The organism is Methanosalsum natronophilum (genome assembly GCF_024808815.1).
In the GTDB taxonomy this organism is placed as follows: Archaea; Halobacteriota; Methanosarcinia; order Methanosarcinales; family Methanosarcinaceae; genus Methanosalsum; species Methanosalsum natronophilum.
Map to the genome: position 1 here is coordinate 29,508 of NZ_JANUCS010000011.1, position 16,460 is coordinate 45,967.

A 16,460-nucleotide genomic window follows, 5' to 3' on the forward strand; every position below is an offset into this window, starting at 1 on the left:
TACTTGAAGTATTAATGCAAAAAAACAAATTGATTTTATAGAAAGTAAAAAACAGTAAACCATTTATTCTACAATTAACATAATCAAGCGTCATAAGTTTAGAGGTATTATATTTTGGAGATTTTGAAATGGTATATTGGCAACAAGAATACGAGACTATGAATCATACTGAACTTCATGAACTGCAATTTAAGCGACTAAAGCAAACAGTTGCCAATGTTTATGAAAATGTTCCATTTTATAAAAAACAATTTAATGAAGCAAACATTAAACTTGAAAATATTAAGTCATTAGATGCAATAACCAAGATGCCATTTACAAACAAACATCATATACGTGATAATTATCCATTCAATTTATTTGCAGTGCCTAAGAAAAAGATTGTTAGGATACATTCATCTTCAGGTACTAGTGGAAAGCCAACTGTTGTTGGCTATACTTCAACTGATATTAAAAACTGGTCAAATATAATGGCTAGAAACATGGCTATGATTGGTCTCACTGAAGATGATGTATTTCAAAATGCAGTGAATTATGGTCTATTTACTGGAGGTTTAGGTGTCCATTATGGTGTTGAAAACCTTGGGGCAATGGTAGTTCCTAGTGGTACAGGTAACACTAAGAAACAATTAGAGATGATGTTAGATTATGGCGTGACAGCATTACATTGCACTCCTTCATATGCACTATACCTAGCAGAGACTGCACAAGAAATGGATATTATCGATAAACTATCACTTAGGATAGGATGTTTTGGAGCTGAACCATGGTCATCTAATACAAGGAAAGATCTTGAGAATATACTTGACCTTAAGGCATTTGACTCGTATGGTCTTTCTGAAATGTATGGGCCAGGAGTAGCTTTCGAGTGTCAAGAACAAGATGGACTCCATATTTGGGATGATCATTTTTTAGTAGAAGTACTTGATGAAGAAGGTGAACAAGTTGCAGAAGGTGAAAAAGGAGAACTTGTAATAACATCTCTTACTAAAGAAGCACTTCCATTAATAAGATACAGGACAGGAGATATAACACGATTGCTTGAAAGTGAATGTGCTTGTGGTCGTACAACTACTAGACTCTCAAGAATGCTTGGTAGGGCTGACGATATGCTTATAGTAAGAGGTATTAATGTATTCCCATCTCAAATTGAGCAAGTTATTGTTCAGATACAAGAAATAACAGACCAGTTCCAGGTTATTATTGACCGAGGTAGGCATCATCTTGATGAAATACTTGTTCGTGTAGAACTTGATGATGATGCATTTACTGGTGAACTAAAGGATTTGGCTGCAGTTCGTAAACATGTAGAGAATGAGTTAAAGACTATACTTAATATAAGAACCAATGTTGAATTGGTGGAAAAAGGTACAATACCTAGAACCGGTGGAAAATCTCAAAAAGTTATTGATAGGCGAAATGCGCTATAAAAAAATCAATGAGTCAATTTTGTATGAAAAAAAATAAAGTATACAAAGGGTACATTGAATATTTTGAAAAAAGTATCAATAATAATGCTGATGGAGATCCTAAAGTATCCCAATCTTTTAAAGAGGATGGTATATGGTACTTATATAGATCATTTGAAGCTTTTGAAAGTGAAATGAACTATAAGGAGAAAGGAACAAACTCCATACCTCGAAAAAAGCTTGTTGTAGATCATTGGAAAAAATATCCAAATATTGGATAAAGCTTTTTTATCCAAAATTTATTTTTAGTATCTAAGAAATGTACATAGTATTAGATATTTAAATCATTAGACTACTTGTATATTATAGAGATGATAATATGGTTCATGTAATGGAAATGCTAGGTAAAACCCGTGTTGTTGTTGAAGATGGGAAAGTAGTAGAAGTCGGTGAGCCTATGATAGACTGGTGCCCTATTTTTGATAAGGTACGTGGCATTAAACAATTTAATCCAGAGGAAGTTAAAAAGAACGTTGAGTTAAGAATAAATGATTTTGGTCTTTTCACACCAGATAGGCAACTTGAACAACCAGTTTTTGTAGGTTTTGGTGCAACTGAGGTTATGATGACCGGAATTGAAAGAGATATTTTGGATACTACAGTTACGGTTTGTGATGGTGCTGGAACTGTTATAAGCAGTAATCCGTCTTTAATCCAAGGGATGGGTGCAAGAATTTCAGGTCTTGTTGAAACTGAGCCTATCGACCGGGTTATAAACAATATCGAGTCACTTGGCGGTATTGTACTTGATCCTTCTACTGCAACTATTGATCCTTTGGAAGGTGTTAGGAAGGCAGCTTCAATTGGATATAAAAGGATTGCAGTTTCGGTGATTGATTCTAGTAGTGCACTTAAACTAAGAGAAATTGAGAATGAGCTAAACCTAGACATTACGATAATTGGTGCGCACTTAACGGGTATATCAAGAGATAATGCTGAAAAACTTGTTAAAACAGCAGATATAGTTACTGCATGTGCATCTTATTGCATTCGTGAATTAACTCAGCCATTAGTGCAGGTAGGTACATCAATTCCTTTATTTGGCTTAACTCAGAAAGGAAAAGAACTTCTACTGGAAAGAGCAAAAGATGTAGATACATCTATACTTGTGAATACTATGCCTTTACCATATTTGCCTGATAAAAAGAAACCAAAACCATCAGTTTAAACCAATTTTTTTACAGGAATAGATTTTACATGTGGTGATTTAAAGCATTATAGAAGTTCTTCATCTTCTAGCTCTACATCAAGAACTTCAAGTTCAATAATTTTACCACGAGAATCATAACATTCCCAACTATTTTCATCGTAAGGGTATCCAACTATTATATGATGACTTCCAGTCCTAGCAAACATATTCAAATCAGCTTTAGATGGATTTATATTTGAGCTAGGATGGCTGTGTACAGACCCTGCGGATTTCACATTAGGCATCATAAAAAGCTTCATAACTGCACTTCTATCAGTAGATTCTGTACCCGGTAATATTAGCACTTCTGATATTATTCCATCTCTTGCCTGTAATAACCCTGCAAATTCGTAGGGATAAGATGATTCACTCACATTTAATATAAATTCAAGCGTTTCTGCAGCAATACCCTGTATATTCATTGTATGATAATAGCTGAGAATCTATTAAGCTTTTACGCAGTAACTAGTAAGAACAATATCCCCGCAATCAGAGCACCTGCAACAGTTGCTACGAAATTAACACCACTGTTTGATAATAGATCTTTTTTCTGTAAAGTTGCACCCATGAAACTATCAATGTTTGTACCTATAAATCCACTAAATGCAGTTATAGATACAACAAGTAATGGATCTTCAGCTAACCCGAAAAACAGTGCTAATATCCCTATAACAGCACTTCCAAAAAACGCTGCAATTTCTCCAAGAGGAGATACTGCACCATCGGCACCGGGCTCAGCTACTTTTAAATTAGTCACCATTCTTGGTTTTCCTTTAGCTGTAGTTCCAATTTCACTTGCTAGGGTGTCACCCGTAGCTGTTGCAACAGCACCAAGGTATGCATAAAGAATAACTTCGCTATATTGCTGGAATATACCGTATGATACTGCAAGTGCAAGTGCAGTTAAACTGTTACTTAGTACATTGTCATAAGTTCGGACTCCACCTTTTGATTGTGCAATCCCAATAGATTCCTTATATTTATATCGATATTTAGTAAACATTCCACCTAAAATAAAAAATGTTAGCAATAGAACAAACCATAACATGTTGCTGAACACAATGATTAAAACACCTAGTATTGCTGCACTGATTAATGCAGAAATGTCTGCAATTTTTACTTTATACGCAAGAGATGCTAGGAAAAAAGAGAAAATCAAAGCGGCAGTTAATTCATAGGGTGATACAGAATACCCAAAGTCAAAAAACAGCCACATAATCATAGCTGCACTAAGTGGAACAGATAACATATCATCAATTCTTGAAGGAATTGATTCAAATAGAGCACCTGTCATGGACCCAATAACTGAAACGAAAAAGATTATGTTATAAGGTACAGTTCCACTTGCGTGGAATGATGTCCATGCACCTGCAATAAATGCTGCTATTATTCCTACCGCAAGAAAACCTATAGTAGATGGTAATGTACAAAACCTACATTTTTTTATAGCACTGTTATCTCTTAACTCCATTAACTGTTGTTTTAATTCTTGCTTTGATTTTTTGTGTTCATTGATAATAGTTCCTGTAATATCACCAAATATGGATAACGCAAAAGCAGAGCTAATAATGAAAATGGGTAGGTAATATGGAGTGAATTCTAATATGGATGCTATCAATAATAATATTAGGGTTGAAAGGAATAAAGCTCTAAAGTTAGATATAGTTGAATTGATTTTTTCTTGAAACCTTTCATTTTCATTAAATAACTCGTATTTAATGTATGTAAAGATAGTTTTATTCTCAGGTAGATGTTTTAATGAAAGATATATAATTAAAAAAATAGATGTCAATATAAATATATTTATAAATGGAAATAATATAAAGAGAAGGCCAGTAAATCCTTGCAATATATATCTTTTAGACTTACTGTTCATAAGTATTATCTCCTAAGGAAAAAGGATAATTGACTGTTTAGTTGATATGGATCTTATTTTTTACATGTAGATACTACCGCAGTCCCTATAATATCAGTTGAACATTGAAAGTTTGCATCTTTAAATAACTTTTTCCAATCATTTTCATCTAATTGTGGACCATGATGATGCCCTAGAGGATCGGAAGCTATTAAGGTGCCATTCTTTTTTAAGACACGGTTTATTTCACTTAAAGCATGTGGTATGTTATCTAAGTGATGTAACATGAAAAAACATATTACTGTATCCAAAGAGTTGTCTTCAAAATATAATTTATAGATATCACCTTTACTAAATTGAATGTTATTAATGCCATAAAATTCTGCATTAAGCTTGCTTTGACCTACTAGGTCTTCAATGATGTCTATACCGTATACTCTTGACCCGGTGTTTTTATTCGCGATTTTCATAGTAATTGAACCTACACCACATCCAACATCTAGTATATTGTTTCCATCTATTCTTTCAATTATTTCTTTTAGCACTTGTTTTCTTGTATGTTCTATTTGTCTTACTGGGAAATCTGTTTCCTGGTGATCAAAACTGGTGTAAGGTAATATATCATAAACGTTTGAACCATTTTCAGCGATTAATCCTTTCAAGTACAATTTATTTTTGTCATATTTGAGTAATTGTACTATAGAAACACCTACTTTACTGGTAAACCTATGGTTCCATTCTGATCTTTTATCAGAAAATTTCATCTGTAATGGATCATGGATTATGATGTAGTGGGAATACTCTTTAGATGTGAATACAGTGCCTATGTGTTCTGAATGAATGTCTACAATTGAAACCGCATCTTTCCATAATGCTAGTATATTCAAAGACTCTTCAGTTGCATAGTTTTTGATTTTACCAATGGGTAGAGTGTTCATGGATAAGTCAAAATAGTTCAATAAATAAAAACATGTTCATTATACATTAACTAGAATCTTAATCACAAAGTGGTATATCTTTTACATAATAAATATAGCTATCTTTATAAGTAAATGACACTTGTTTTTATTGTAACACCTTTTTTTTTAGCTTGCTCAAATACCTTTGCAAACTTTGGATCAATATCAAAGTTTGGCTTAAAACAATTAACATTTATTCTAAATATTAGTATTATTATAAGACCAATATCTCCTTTTTCTACAATCTGGATTAACTCTTCAACATGTTTTTTCCCTCTTGATGTAACTGCATCAGGAAATGTAGCAATATCCCCTATTGCCATGGTGCACCCTTTTACTTCTATCCAAACCCTATTTGTATCAGTTAAAATTAAAAAATCTAACCTACTATTCCCAATCTGTTTCTCAGGTACTATCTTTTTGATATTACCTAATTCATTAACAAATCCATTTTTTAATATATATTGTGCAATATGTGGATGGAAACCTGAGTTAACTAATACCCAATCATATCCGACCTTAGCCGAGATAAGCTCCCAAGCAGTTTTTCTCTTAGAACCGTCTTTTTTTTGTAAAATAACTTTACTTTCAGGGATAAGAATATTTTCAAGTCTACCTGGATCCTTGATGTGCACATTCACGGTTCCTATTCCAGGGATGTTTACTAGCCCTAGAAACCTGTTTTCCCTATTAACAAAAGTACCTTCAGAGTCCCATGGAATATGGAGAACTGGCTTAGTTAAATCTATCATTTGAAAAATGAAATGTTTTTAATATTTAAAAACTAATGGGATAAAGTGAATAGGTGCTTCGATGAAAGAGCAATTAGATGAATATTTAAAAAAAAGAAATTTTAAAGAAACACGTGAACCCCAAGGCAAAACAGAGGAGAAGATTGAGAGTCAGTTATTTGTTGTCCAAAAACATGATGCATCAAACTTACATTATGACTTTCGAATTGAAGTAGAAGGTGTACTAAAATCATGGGCAGTACCAAAAGGACCATCTATGAATCCTTTAAGTAAGAGATTAGCAATACAAACAGAAGATCATCCATTTGAATATTCTGAATTTGAAGGTGTAATTCCAGAAGGTCAGTACGGCGCAGGCGCTGTACTAGTGTGGGATAATGGTGTATATGAAAATATCAATGAAAAAAATGGAAGACTAGTATCTATGTCTGAATCTATTGAAAATGGCCATATTAAAATTAGTTTAAAAGGTAAAAAACTTCATGGCAAATTTGCTTTATTACAAACATCAAAAAAAAAGAATCAATGGCTATTTTTCAAAATGAAGGAGCAAGGTATTGAATATAATGATAACATATTAAACGAAGCACCTCAATCTGTTTTAAGTGGAAAAACAATTGATGATATAGCCAATAAGGAACCTAAAAGTTGATACTATCAATGATATTTTCACAAGATGAAATATATTCCCATTATTCCTATTATGACCAATACGAAAAATTTGAATCTAGTTTCAGATATTTTGAAAATAACTCTAGTTCCTATAAATGAGCTTATTATTGCTATAAAGAAGAGTATAGGAATGTAAATTAATTGATCAGATGAAATATATCCATTTGCTATATAAACAGGAATTCGAATAAAATCAATGATAAGTGCTATTGAAGCACCAGTTGCTATATATTTTGTTTTCTCTAATTTAAATGAAGTAAGAAATGCACTTTTAATAGCGCCACCTGTACCTATAATACCAAAAATAAATCCTGATAGTATACCGCCTATAGCGTGAGTTGATATAGTAGATTTCATGGATATATTTGGGATCAGAAGTGATGTGACGCTATATGTTAAAAGAAAAATCCCAAGCAGTGGTTCAAAATAATGTGTTGATATATGAGCTACTGCTGATGCACCAATATATGTGAACAATATTGCTGGTAAGCTGAAAGTAAGAACTAATTTTCTATCAATACTTTTCCATAAAAATAAGATTCTTCCAATATTTCCAGCCATATGGAAAAATGCTACAAGTACTAAAGCTGTTGTAAAATCAAAGAAAATTAATGAAAATGGCATTAAAATGGTTGATGATCCAAATCCCGCCATGGTTCCTATAATTTCTGCCAAAAATGCAATTAGGAAGAAAATAATGTTTTCCATTGTTTAGATGTACCTCGAATTAGTTAGAAGCCAAAAAATATTTGGATATGAATTTGGATTTTAGCTATATAGAGTTAATTGCTGCGATTTATGCTAAATTTGTTATTTCATTTAACCAAAAACACTTTCATCTTTGAGGCTACACGTATAAATAAAACAAGATTCATATTATATCTAATTCTAATAGCTTATAAAGTACTTGAGGTAGATTCACATGGATATTAAAGAAACTGCAAATAACATACGGGCTAGATTTTCAGAACTTGGCCTGGATATTTCAATAGATGAAATTGAAGAAAGACTTGAGAAATTATTGACAAAGTTCAAGGTCCCTGAAGATGAAGCCTACCGGAGTGTAGTGAATTATTTCTTAAAAGAACATAATGTAAGTAAGAATAGCTTTTATTCATCTAATCAATTCGATGTACCTCAAATGAAAATAAGTGACTTGTCTGAAGATGGTCAGTGGGTAAGCATTAAAGGAAGAATTGCACAACTATGGGAAAATTCTCATGAATCTATTGATCAAGTTGGACTCATAGGCGATGAAACAGGTGTCATTAAGTTTACGAAATGGAAAAATGCAAACCTCCCCGAAGTTGCGGAAGATAAGACATACACATTCAAAAATGTAGTTGTGAATGAATGGAACGAAAAATTTCAGCTCAATCTGAACAAAACTAGTTCAATTGTAGAGGAAGATGATGAAATAGAGATTGGAACCTCTGTAATAACATTTACTGGAGCTATGGTAGATATTCAAACTGGATCAGGATTAATTAAACGATGTCCAGAATGTAATAGGGCATTAACAAAAGGGGCATGTAATGAACACGGTAAAGTTAATGGAATTTATGATCTTAGAATAAAAGCTGTTTTTGACGATGGATTTTCTATCCAAGAAGCTATAATCGGTAGAGAGATGACTGAAAAGCTAGCTGATATAAGTTTAGATAATGCAGTTGCAATGGCTGCGGATGCACTGGATCAAGGGGTAGTACATGAACATTTAATGAAAACATTGAATGGAAGGTATTATACTATATCAGGTTCGAAGTTGGAGAGATATATACTGGTAGATGAGATTTATATGGAAACTGAACTGAATAAAGAACGCTTAGTTGAACTTATTTCCAAAGCACAGGAGCTGGTGTAAATGAGAGGATATGTTAGAGAAGTTGCACAAAGAATTTTTGCTCAAGAATTTAGAGAATCTAATTTGAGCTTTAAAGATGGAGATGATATCTATGCTCCTCAGTACTTATTAACACCAACAGCCGCGAAGGTAAACAGGTTGTTCATTGTGGGAACTCTTACAGAAACCGAAGACATCGGAACCGAGACCGAATATTGGAGGGGTAGAGTATCAGATCCAACTGGATCTTTTTTAGTTTATGCGGGCCAATATCAACCAGAAGCTGCACAGATGTTATCGGAATGTGAAACACCATCATTTGTAGCGGTTGTTGGTAAACCGACTACATTTACTACTCAAGAAGGAGATATTATTACATCAGTAAGACCGGAGTCTATTAATGTCGTGGATGAAGGTACACGTGATTTATGGGTAATGGATACTGCAGAAAACACATTAGACCGAATTGAAGTACTCGATGAAACACAACCCAACATTGTAAAAGCTAATGAGCATTATAATACTGATAAGAAGTATTATGTTGAGCTGGTCTTAAAAGCTTTGGAGTCTTTGGAAGAAGAAGTTATTCGTTGAGTTACCAAAACTAAAATAAACTTGTAATTTGTAATTAGTAGTTAGGTGATAAAATTGAAAACTTATCTTTTAGTGTGGTTCAATAGTGAAGGGACCAGACCATCAGAGGTAAATAGAGCCCTTATGTCTTTAGGATTTCAGGCAATGCAAGGCTCATATGACTTTGTGTATAATTGGGATGATAATGTGGATGTAAATGAAATTCTCGAGTTTGGTGATAAAGTACATCTGAGCCTTAAAGGGATGGGTGTAATGTTTAAGATTGAAACAGTTGACAATAAAAGCTAAACTCACATGAAAATAGTTTATTTTTCTTCATCCAGTTTTTTTAGAAATTCTAAGTAACTGCAACAGTGACCTTCAAATTCACGAATTTCAAAGTATGGGATTCCATCTTGAATATCTATAACAACATAAGTCGGGTTAGACATTCTCGGTTTAGTGGGTGAACCAGGGCAGATAAGAATCACATCTTTTTCATCTATTAAAGGTCTGTGAAAATGACCAAAGATTAAAATTTTAACATCCATCTCCATAGCTAAATATTTTAGTGCAGTAGTATCATTTATTGATAATGACCCTTCATGAACCACACCTATTTTAATTCCATCTACTTCAAAGACTAATCTTTCGGGTAATGTTTTTTTGATAGACCTTTCATCTGAATTACCATGGACAGCTTTAAGTTTACCTGTAGAGTTAAGGAACTCATAAAATTGTCTAGAAGAAAAATCTCCTGCATGAAGAATCATGTCAAAATCTTTAGTATTAGTTAGAAACTCTGGTATAGAGTCCCCATCTTTTATATGAGTATCAGACATAGCTAAAATTTTCATAAGCATCTCCAATTTATTTATACTGCATTTAATGTTAGGTCTACTAGTTCATAATCAAGGTTTTCTGCTTCTAATCGACTTAGAATTGAAGATACTTCTTCATCAATTGTAACTACTGCCGAACCTAGTCCATGAAATGCTGCTTCTATTATTGCTTCTCTTGCTCCAAATAATGCATCGGGTTCAATACCTATTTTTTTTAGAGCAATAAAAGATTCTACACCAACAGAAGCAATAAAAGGTTTTGACTTAACAATTGTCTCCAGTCGACTCATATCTATGTTTCTAGTACCACCTCTTTCAACTCTTGGTACTTTACATATTGAAATACTTGCAGTTTCCACGTTCATGTAACCCATAAGTTCGGTTACACCCACATCTTCACCTTCAAAAGCATCTGATATTGTTATGCCTTTAGCTTCACTAACTTCGGTTCTATTAACATAGAGTAATCCTTTTTTCATAGCTAAATGAACTGTTTCACCCTTTTTTAGGTCATGTTCAGCAATAGCAGTCCATGTAGAAACATGGCTGATAATATCACTCATGACAAACTGAGCAAACTTTTTCATTTCGGCAGCATTTTCAATTACCCATTCAACACCAGATTTGGTTATTTTATACTTTACTCTACCTGCAGAAACAATAAAACCTTGATTAACAAGCTCTTTGATATACTCTGAGACTGCTTGCGGTGTAATCCCTATTTTATCAGCAATCTCTTTTTGACGAACATTAGGTTGATGGGCAGCGATTTCAATGAGTATCTGGAATTTGGTAATCCCACTCTTGCTATGCAAGAGCTTTATCATTTATAGCTCCTCACTAATTTTAAGTCTCTGCCCCATGACAGCGATTTTTGGGGATCTACGAGCAACAGCACGTATGTAGAGTGGACTCCTGTTCAAAATCCTTGTTAGATTGCTCATTGATTGGTTTCCTTCGCTGACTAGCTTTTCAAGTTCTTCAACAGCCTCACTAACCTCTTCATAAGGTTTAAATGCCAACATAATGATATCACTTAAGTCTTCAAACGAACACTGGAAATTGGTTTGAACTTTTGAGTATGACGTATGATATTCCATACTGGGTTTTTTTCCAGGCTCAGGCATTTTCCACTGACTTTCAATCAATCCACTTTTTTTTAATAATAGTATACTATTGCTCGAATCTTTTCCAAGGTATTCATTGAGCTCTTCTTCAGTCATCCACTTGGTTGATAATGCATCAAAGACATTTTTATTTGTTCTAGAACCAAATGTTCGAAGCAATGGCACTAATTCAGAAGGATCGTTTATGATTCGAGTTCTTTTTCCCATTAATAAACCTCTTATGACAAACTATTAGTTATGGATTTTAAGATTAATAAAACTATTGTGTTTCTATGCATCTTTATTGGCCTTGGATTAAAAAAAGTATACATAGTAGAGATGTGTCAAATGTAAACTGATTAATTTTCTCAATTTTCAATTAACTTATATATACATCTAATTAGTTAAATATTAGTTTATAATATCCAATATTTTAATATTGATTGACCAATTTATGTACATATACTAAAAATAATGTATTTTCATTTTTATGAACTGAGGTATATAATGGACGATTTTGAAGGAGTATTGGAAGGGCAGAAAATAGCTTATTTTTCTATGGAAATTGGATTTAATAATATAATTCCGACATATTCAGGAGGTCTAGGGGTACTTGCAGGTGATACTATCAGAGCAAGTGCTGATTTGAGTGTTCCTCTAGTTGGTGTAACCCTTGTGAGCAAGAAAGGATATTTTTTGCAAGAACTAGATTTAAATGGGAATCAGATTGAGAAGCCTGATGATTGGAATCCGCAAGATTTTATGAAACAACTATCTACTCAGGTTACGGTTCAAATTGAGGGTAGGGATGTACAAATTAAAGCATGGTTTTATGAACACGTTTCACCAACTGGTTTTAAGATACCCATTATCTTATTAGATACTGATATTGATGAGAATTTACCTGTGGATAGAGAAATAACTCATTACCTTTATGGTGGAGACCAGGTGTACCGTTTGAAACAAGAAATAGTTCTTGGAATGGGTGGCACTAAAATGCTTGAAGCACTTGGGTTTAGCGTTAGGAAATATCATATGAATGAGGGGCATTCAGGTCTTTTAACTATAGAACTACTCAAAAAGAATAATATGGATGCAAAGGTTGTAAAACACCTTTGTGTTTTCACGACACATACTCCAGTTGATGCAGGTCACGATAAGTTTAGTTATGATATCGTAGATAAGCTGATAGTAGATGAAGAGACCCGAATGTTATTGAGAAAGTATGGTGGGCATGATAAACTTAACATGACACTACTTGGTTTGAATTTATCTAATTTTATTAATGGAGTGGCAAAGAGGCATAAAGAAATATCTGCACAAATGTTTCCGGGTTATAAAATTGAAGCTATAACAAATGGAGTACATTCCTATACCTGGACATGTGAATGTTTCAGGAAATTATATGATAAATATATACCTGGTTGGGCAAATGAGCCAGAACTGCTTGTCAGGACGCATGGAATACTTGATAGTGAAATATGGGAAACACATATGAGTGCTAAAAGGATTTTGATTGACTATGTTAATGATAGGACTGATATAGGTATGGACTATGAGTCCTTGACTCTAGGTTTTGCTCGGCGTGCTACAGGTTATAAAAGACCAAAGTTCATTTTCCACGATATTGATAGATTAAGAAGAATTAATGCTAGAGGTAAGATCCAGATAATCTTTGCAGGCAAAGCACATCCAAAAGATATTGAAGGTAAAGAACTTATAAGAGATATCCATAGAATAATTGATGAACTTAAAGATGATATCAAAATAGTTTATCTAGAAGACTATGATATGGATTTGGGGTCCAAGATGACATCTGGAGTTGATGTATGGCTGAATACACCACAAAGACCTCTGGAGGCTTCTGGAACAAGTGGGATGAAAGCTGCTCATAATGGTGTCATTAATTTCAGTGTGCTTGCAGGATGGTGGATTGAAGGTTGCATAGAAGGTGTAACTGGTTGGTCAATAGGACCACATCCGAGTGAAAATTGGAGCCATGAACAAGTAAAAAAACTTGAGCATGATGATTTTTACAATAAACTTGAATATGTGATTGTTCCGGGATATTATCACTCTAGAAATAGATGGATTAGAATTATGAACAACTCTATTGGGATGATAGCTTATTATTTTAATAGTCATCGAGTAGTTCATCAATATGTGACAAATGCTTATCTTTAAAACAAATAATATCTAAGGAGTTTATTTATTGTGACAGAGGATAATGATAAGAAGAGGTCTCTTTTTTACGGAGGAATAATGGTCATTGCAATCATGATCATTTATACTATGTATCTTAACCCTGGGAATATCTTGGAGATAGTTATAAGGGGTTCAGCCTTGTTTGGTTTCATGAGCTTGTTTCTAGCCATTGTTATGACTGAATATATGACAGAGATTAAAAAAATAGTAGGTAAACCGTTTTTGAAAGTCCATCATTATTTTGCATACACTGGAGTAATACTCATTTTAGTTCATCCCTTGGCCTTTTCTTTAAAGGTAGGCAGTCTTTCACCGTTCATTCCGGTATTCACACCACTAGAAACCTTTCTAGAACTTGCTGGAAGGCCTGCTTTGTATTTGTTTATGATTGGTGCTTTAGCTGGTATCTATAGGGCAAGACTAAAAGTAACTTGGAAACAGATACATTTAGTTAACTATGTTGCGATTTTATTTGCTTTGATACATGGACTGTTAATAGGCACAGACCTATCTTTCAATAATCCACTTGGTATATTGTATATTTTGATGGGAATTGTTGTAATTTACATATTTTTCGATAAGAGAAAATAACTTAGAATATAAAGATATAAATAATATTATTATTTCTCTAAATTTGGTTCTTTATTATTCCATTTAAATGATTTACTAGTAAACAGGTTATATTATGAAAAAAGAAAAATTGCAAGAAATTTCTTTACGGATACAAGAATTGCGTAAACTATCCAATATTTCAATTGAAGAAATGGCAGAATTTTTGGATATACCACTTCAAACCTATATAGATATTGAAAACGGTAATGAAGACATTCCGGCTAGTATGTTATTAGAGATTTCACAAAAGTTGAATGTCGATATGTCTGTGCTATTAACAGGTGAAGATCCCAAAATGCATATTTTTACAGTCACCAGAAAAGATAAAGGTGTAAGTGTTCAGAGACGAGAACAGTACGATTATCAAAACCTAGCATCTAATATGATTCATAAGAAAGCAGAACCATTTATAGTTACTGTTGATCCAAAGCCTGGAAATACGAGTCCTTCTATTAACCATCATCCTGGACAAGAGTTCAATTATGTATTACAAGGTAGATTAAAAGTATATATCCATAATAATGAGATTATTTTAAATGAAGGGGATTCTTTATTTTTTGACTCCAATTATGGACATGCAATGGAAGCACTTGATGGTAAACCAGCTAAGTTTTTAGCAATAATCCTATAATCTAGGTATATTTTTAAAATTACGGGTGAAAAAAGAATGTCTACAATGTTAGATAAATTTGTAAAATGGTCGGAATTTGATTCATATGAAGACTTCAAAAACAATTTACACATAATAGTTCCAGATAACTTCAATTTTGCATATGATGTAGTAGATGTGTACGCGAAAAAGGATCCTCATAAGGTAGCTATGGTTTGGTGTAATGATAATAATGAAGAAATGAAATTTACTTTCAAGGATTTAGAATCTTTTAGTAATAAAGCTGCTAATGTATTCAAAAAATTTGGTATTAAGAAAGGCGATAATGTCATGTTGACATTAAAGAGCAGATATGAATTTTGGTTTTGTCTGTTAGGGCTACATAAAATTGGTGCAATAGCAGTTCCAGGGACTCATATGCTAACTTCTAAAGACTTAAAGTATCGATTTGAGCATGGTAATATCAAAATGATTATCAGTGTACATGATGACAACCTACTTGATCAAATTGATGAGGCTGATGAAGAGACTAAAGGTATAATAGAATATAAAGCAGTTTTTTCAGGTGAACGTGAAGACTGGATTAATTTCAGTAAGGAATTGGATGATGCATCAGAAAAGTTTGAAAGACCCACTGGTGACCAAGCAACTAATAATAGTGATATTTCTTTGATGTACTTTTCATCGGGTACTACTGGGCTTCCAAAGATGGTAGAACACAATTTTGCATATCCATTAGGGCACATAATAACTGCAAAGTACTGGCAAAATGTTGAAGAGAATGGGCTACATTATACAGTAGCTGATTCAGGATGGGCTAAATGTGTTTGGGGTACTATTTATGGTCAATGGATTTGTGGCAGTGCTGTATTTGTTTATGACTATGATAAATTCAATGCTAAGAACCTTTTAGCAAGAGCAGGAAAATATGGTGTTAATACCTTCTGTGCTCCTCCAACTATCTATAGGTTCTTAATACGTGAAAATTTAAATGAGTATGATTTTAGTAGCTTAAAGTATTGTGTTGTTGCTGGGGAACCACTAAATCCAGAAGTTTTCCAGAAATTCTATGATCATACGGGTATCAAACTGATGGAAGGTTTTGGACAAACAGAAACAGTGGTCAGCATAGCTACATTTCCATGGATGGAACCTAAACCAGGTTCTATGGGCCGACCATCTCCTGAATATAATATTGAATTATTAAACTCTGAGGGTAAACATTGTGATGTTGGAGAAGAAGGGGAGATAGTAGTGAACACGAAAAAAAACAATCCTATAGGTATATTCTGCGGGTACCGTGCAGATCCTGAAAAAACTAAAAATGTTTGGAAACATGGATATTATTATACTGGTGATATGGCATGGATGGATGAAGACGGGTATTATTGGTTTGTTGGCAGGGCCGATGATATCATAAAAACATCTGGATATAGGGTTGGTCCATTTGAAGTAGAAAGTGCTTTGATAGAACATCCTTCAGTACTAGAGTGTGCAATTACCGGCGTTCCAGATGAAATCAGAGGACATGTGATTAAAGCATCTATTGTGCTATCAAGTGGTTATACACCCTCCGAGGAACTTAAAAAGGAACTTCAAGAACATGTGAAAAGTGTAACTGCACCATACAAATATCCTCGTGTAATTGAGTTTGTTACTGAATTACCCAAAACAATCAGTGGAAAGATTAGACGTGTTGAAATTAGATCATATGATAATTAAAGTAAAAGTGATAAATTTTAGATTCTTTATTTGATATTACCCTTTTGCTAA

General features: G+C 33.4%; 19 protein-coding genes. 11 read left to right on the top strand and 8 right to left on the bottom strand.

Going from position 1 to position 16,460, the window contains the following annotated elements:
* Positions 1-128 precede the first annotated feature (128 nt).
* The 3 genes from J2T59_RS06770 to J2T59_RS06780 all read left to right on the top strand — a co-directional run bounded on the left by J2T59_RS06770 (position 129) and on the right by J2T59_RS06780 (position 2,637).
* The gene (locus J2T59_RS06770; RefSeq protein ID WP_259135159.1) at positions 129-1,430 is read left to right on the top strand and encodes a phenylacetate--CoA ligase family protein; all 1,302 of its coding nucleotides are present in this window, start codon (positions 129-131) and stop codon (positions 1,428-1,430) included.
* A gap of 23 nt (positions 1,431-1,453) precedes the next feature.
* Complete coding sequence (locus J2T59_RS06775; protein ID WP_259135160.1) at positions 1,454-1,690, top strand: hypothetical protein; 237 nt, start codon at positions 1,454-1,456, stop codon at positions 1,688-1,690.
* Positions 1,691-1,788: 98 nt separating this feature from the next.
* The gene (locus J2T59_RS06780) at positions 1,789-2,637 is read left to right on the top strand and encodes a methanogenesis marker 8 protein (protein ID WP_259135161.1); all 849 of its coding nucleotides are present in this window, start codon (positions 1,789-1,791) and stop codon (positions 2,635-2,637) included.
* A gap of 47 nt (positions 2,638-2,684) precedes the next feature.
* Here the strand turns inward: J2T59_RS06780 and J2T59_RS06785 are convergent, their stop codons facing one another.
* The 4 genes from J2T59_RS06785 to sfsA form a co-directional block, all read right to left on the bottom strand.
* Positions 2,685-3,080, bottom strand: a complete 396-nt coding sequence (locus J2T59_RS06785) for a Mov34/MPN/PAD-1 family protein (protein ID WP_259135162.1) — start codon at positions 3,078-3,080, stop codon at positions 2,685-2,687.
* Positions 3,081-3,112: 32 nt separating this feature from the next.
* On the bottom strand, positions 3,113-4,534 hold the full coding sequence (locus J2T59_RS06790; RefSeq protein ID WP_259135163.1) for a TIGR00297 family protein: 1,422 nt from the start codon (positions 4,532-4,534) through the stop codon (positions 3,113-3,115).
* A 53-nt stretch (positions 4,535-4,587) separates the two neighbouring features.
* Positions 4,588-5,451 (bottom strand): class I SAM-dependent methyltransferase, encoded by an 864-nt coding sequence (locus J2T59_RS06795; RefSeq protein ID WP_259135165.1) that lies wholly within the window; start codon positions 5,449-5,451, stop codon positions 4,588-4,590.
* 104 nt (positions 5,452-5,555) lie between these two features.
* Positions 5,556-6,224 (bottom strand): DNA/RNA nuclease SfsA, encoded by a 669-nt coding sequence (gene sfsA / locus J2T59_RS06800; protein WP_259135167.1) that lies wholly within the window; start codon positions 6,222-6,224, stop codon positions 5,556-5,558.
* Positions 6,225-6,285: 61 nt separating this feature from the next.
* Here sfsA and J2T59_RS06805 point away from each other — a divergent pair, with 61 nt between their 5' ends.
* Positions 6,286-6,876: a DNA polymerase ligase N-terminal domain-containing protein gene (locus J2T59_RS06805; protein WP_259135169.1), complete on the top strand. Its 591-nt coding sequence runs from the start codon at positions 6,286-6,288 to the stop codon at positions 6,874-6,876.
* A 17-nt stretch (positions 6,877-6,893) separates the two neighbouring features.
* Here J2T59_RS06805 and J2T59_RS06810 read toward each other — a convergent pair whose 3' ends face one another.
* The gene (locus tag J2T59_RS06810; RefSeq protein WP_259135171.1) at positions 6,894-7,604 is read right to left on the bottom strand and encodes a sulfite exporter TauE/SafE family protein; all 711 of its coding nucleotides are present in this window, start codon (positions 7,602-7,604) and stop codon (positions 6,894-6,896) included.
* A gap of 214 nt (positions 7,605-7,818) precedes the next feature.
* Here J2T59_RS06810 and J2T59_RS06815 point away from each other — a divergent pair, with 214 nt between their 5' ends.
* Genes J2T59_RS06815 through J2T59_RS06825 form a run of 3 tightly spaced genes read left to right on the top strand, consistent with a single transcriptional unit; the run spans position 7,819 to position 9,621 of the window.
* Complete coding sequence (locus J2T59_RS06815; protein WP_259135173.1) at positions 7,819-8,760, top strand: replication factor A; 942 nt, start codon at positions 7,819-7,821, stop codon at positions 8,758-8,760.
* On the top strand, positions 8,761-9,333 hold the full coding sequence (locus J2T59_RS06820) for an RPA family protein (RefSeq protein ID WP_259135174.1): 573 nt from the start codon (positions 8,761-8,763) through the stop codon (positions 9,331-9,333).
* A gap of 54 nt (positions 9,334-9,387) precedes the next feature.
* Entirely contained in the window at positions 9,388-9,621 is a 234-nt protein-coding gene (locus J2T59_RS06825) for a hypothetical protein (RefSeq protein WP_259135176.1), read from the top strand.
* Positions 9,622-9,638: 17 nt separating this feature from the next.
* Here J2T59_RS06825 and J2T59_RS06830 read toward each other — a convergent pair whose 3' ends face one another.
* Genes J2T59_RS06830 through J2T59_RS06840 form a run of 3 tightly spaced genes read right to left on the bottom strand, consistent with a single transcriptional unit; the run spans position 9,639 to position 11,488 of the window.
* Positions 9,639-10,169, bottom strand: coding sequence for a metallophosphoesterase (locus J2T59_RS06830; protein WP_259135177.1), 531 nt, complete (start codon positions 10,167-10,169; stop codon positions 9,639-9,641).
* A gap of 17 nt (positions 10,170-10,186) precedes the next feature.
* The gene (locus tag J2T59_RS06835) at positions 10,187-10,981 is read right to left on the bottom strand and encodes a DUF7839 domain-containing protein (protein WP_259135179.1); all 795 of its coding nucleotides are present in this window, start codon (positions 10,979-10,981) and stop codon (positions 10,187-10,189) included.
* Entirely contained in the window at positions 10,982-11,488 is a 507-nt protein-coding gene (locus J2T59_RS06840) for an ArsR family transcriptional regulator (RefSeq protein ID WP_259135181.1), read from the bottom strand.
* A gap of 279 nt (positions 11,489-11,767) precedes the next feature.
* Here J2T59_RS06840 and glgP point away from each other — a divergent pair, with 279 nt between their 5' ends.
* From glgP to J2T59_RS06860, 4 genes are all read left to right on the top strand, one after another.
* Complete coding sequence (gene glgP / locus J2T59_RS06845; protein WP_259135183.1) at positions 11,768-13,444, top strand: alpha-glucan family phosphorylase; 1,677 nt, start codon at positions 11,768-11,770, stop codon at positions 13,442-13,444.
* A gap of 30 nt (positions 13,445-13,474) precedes the next feature.
* A complete protein-coding gene (locus tag J2T59_RS06850) occupies positions 13,475-14,056 on the top strand; it encodes a ferric reductase-like transmembrane domain-containing protein (RefSeq protein WP_259135185.1) in 582 nt (193 codons plus the stop codon).
* Positions 14,057-14,150: 94 nt separating this feature from the next.
* A complete protein-coding gene (locus tag J2T59_RS06855) occupies positions 14,151-14,708 on the top strand; it encodes a helix-turn-helix domain-containing protein (RefSeq protein ID WP_259135186.1) in 558 nt (185 codons plus the stop codon).
* Positions 14,709-14,744: 36 nt separating this feature from the next.
* The gene (locus J2T59_RS06860; RefSeq protein WP_259135188.1) at positions 14,745-16,409 is read left to right on the top strand and encodes an AMP-binding protein; all 1,665 of its coding nucleotides are present in this window, start codon (positions 14,745-14,747) and stop codon (positions 16,407-16,409) included.
* The last annotated feature ends 51 nt before the right edge of the window (positions 16,410-16,460 follow it).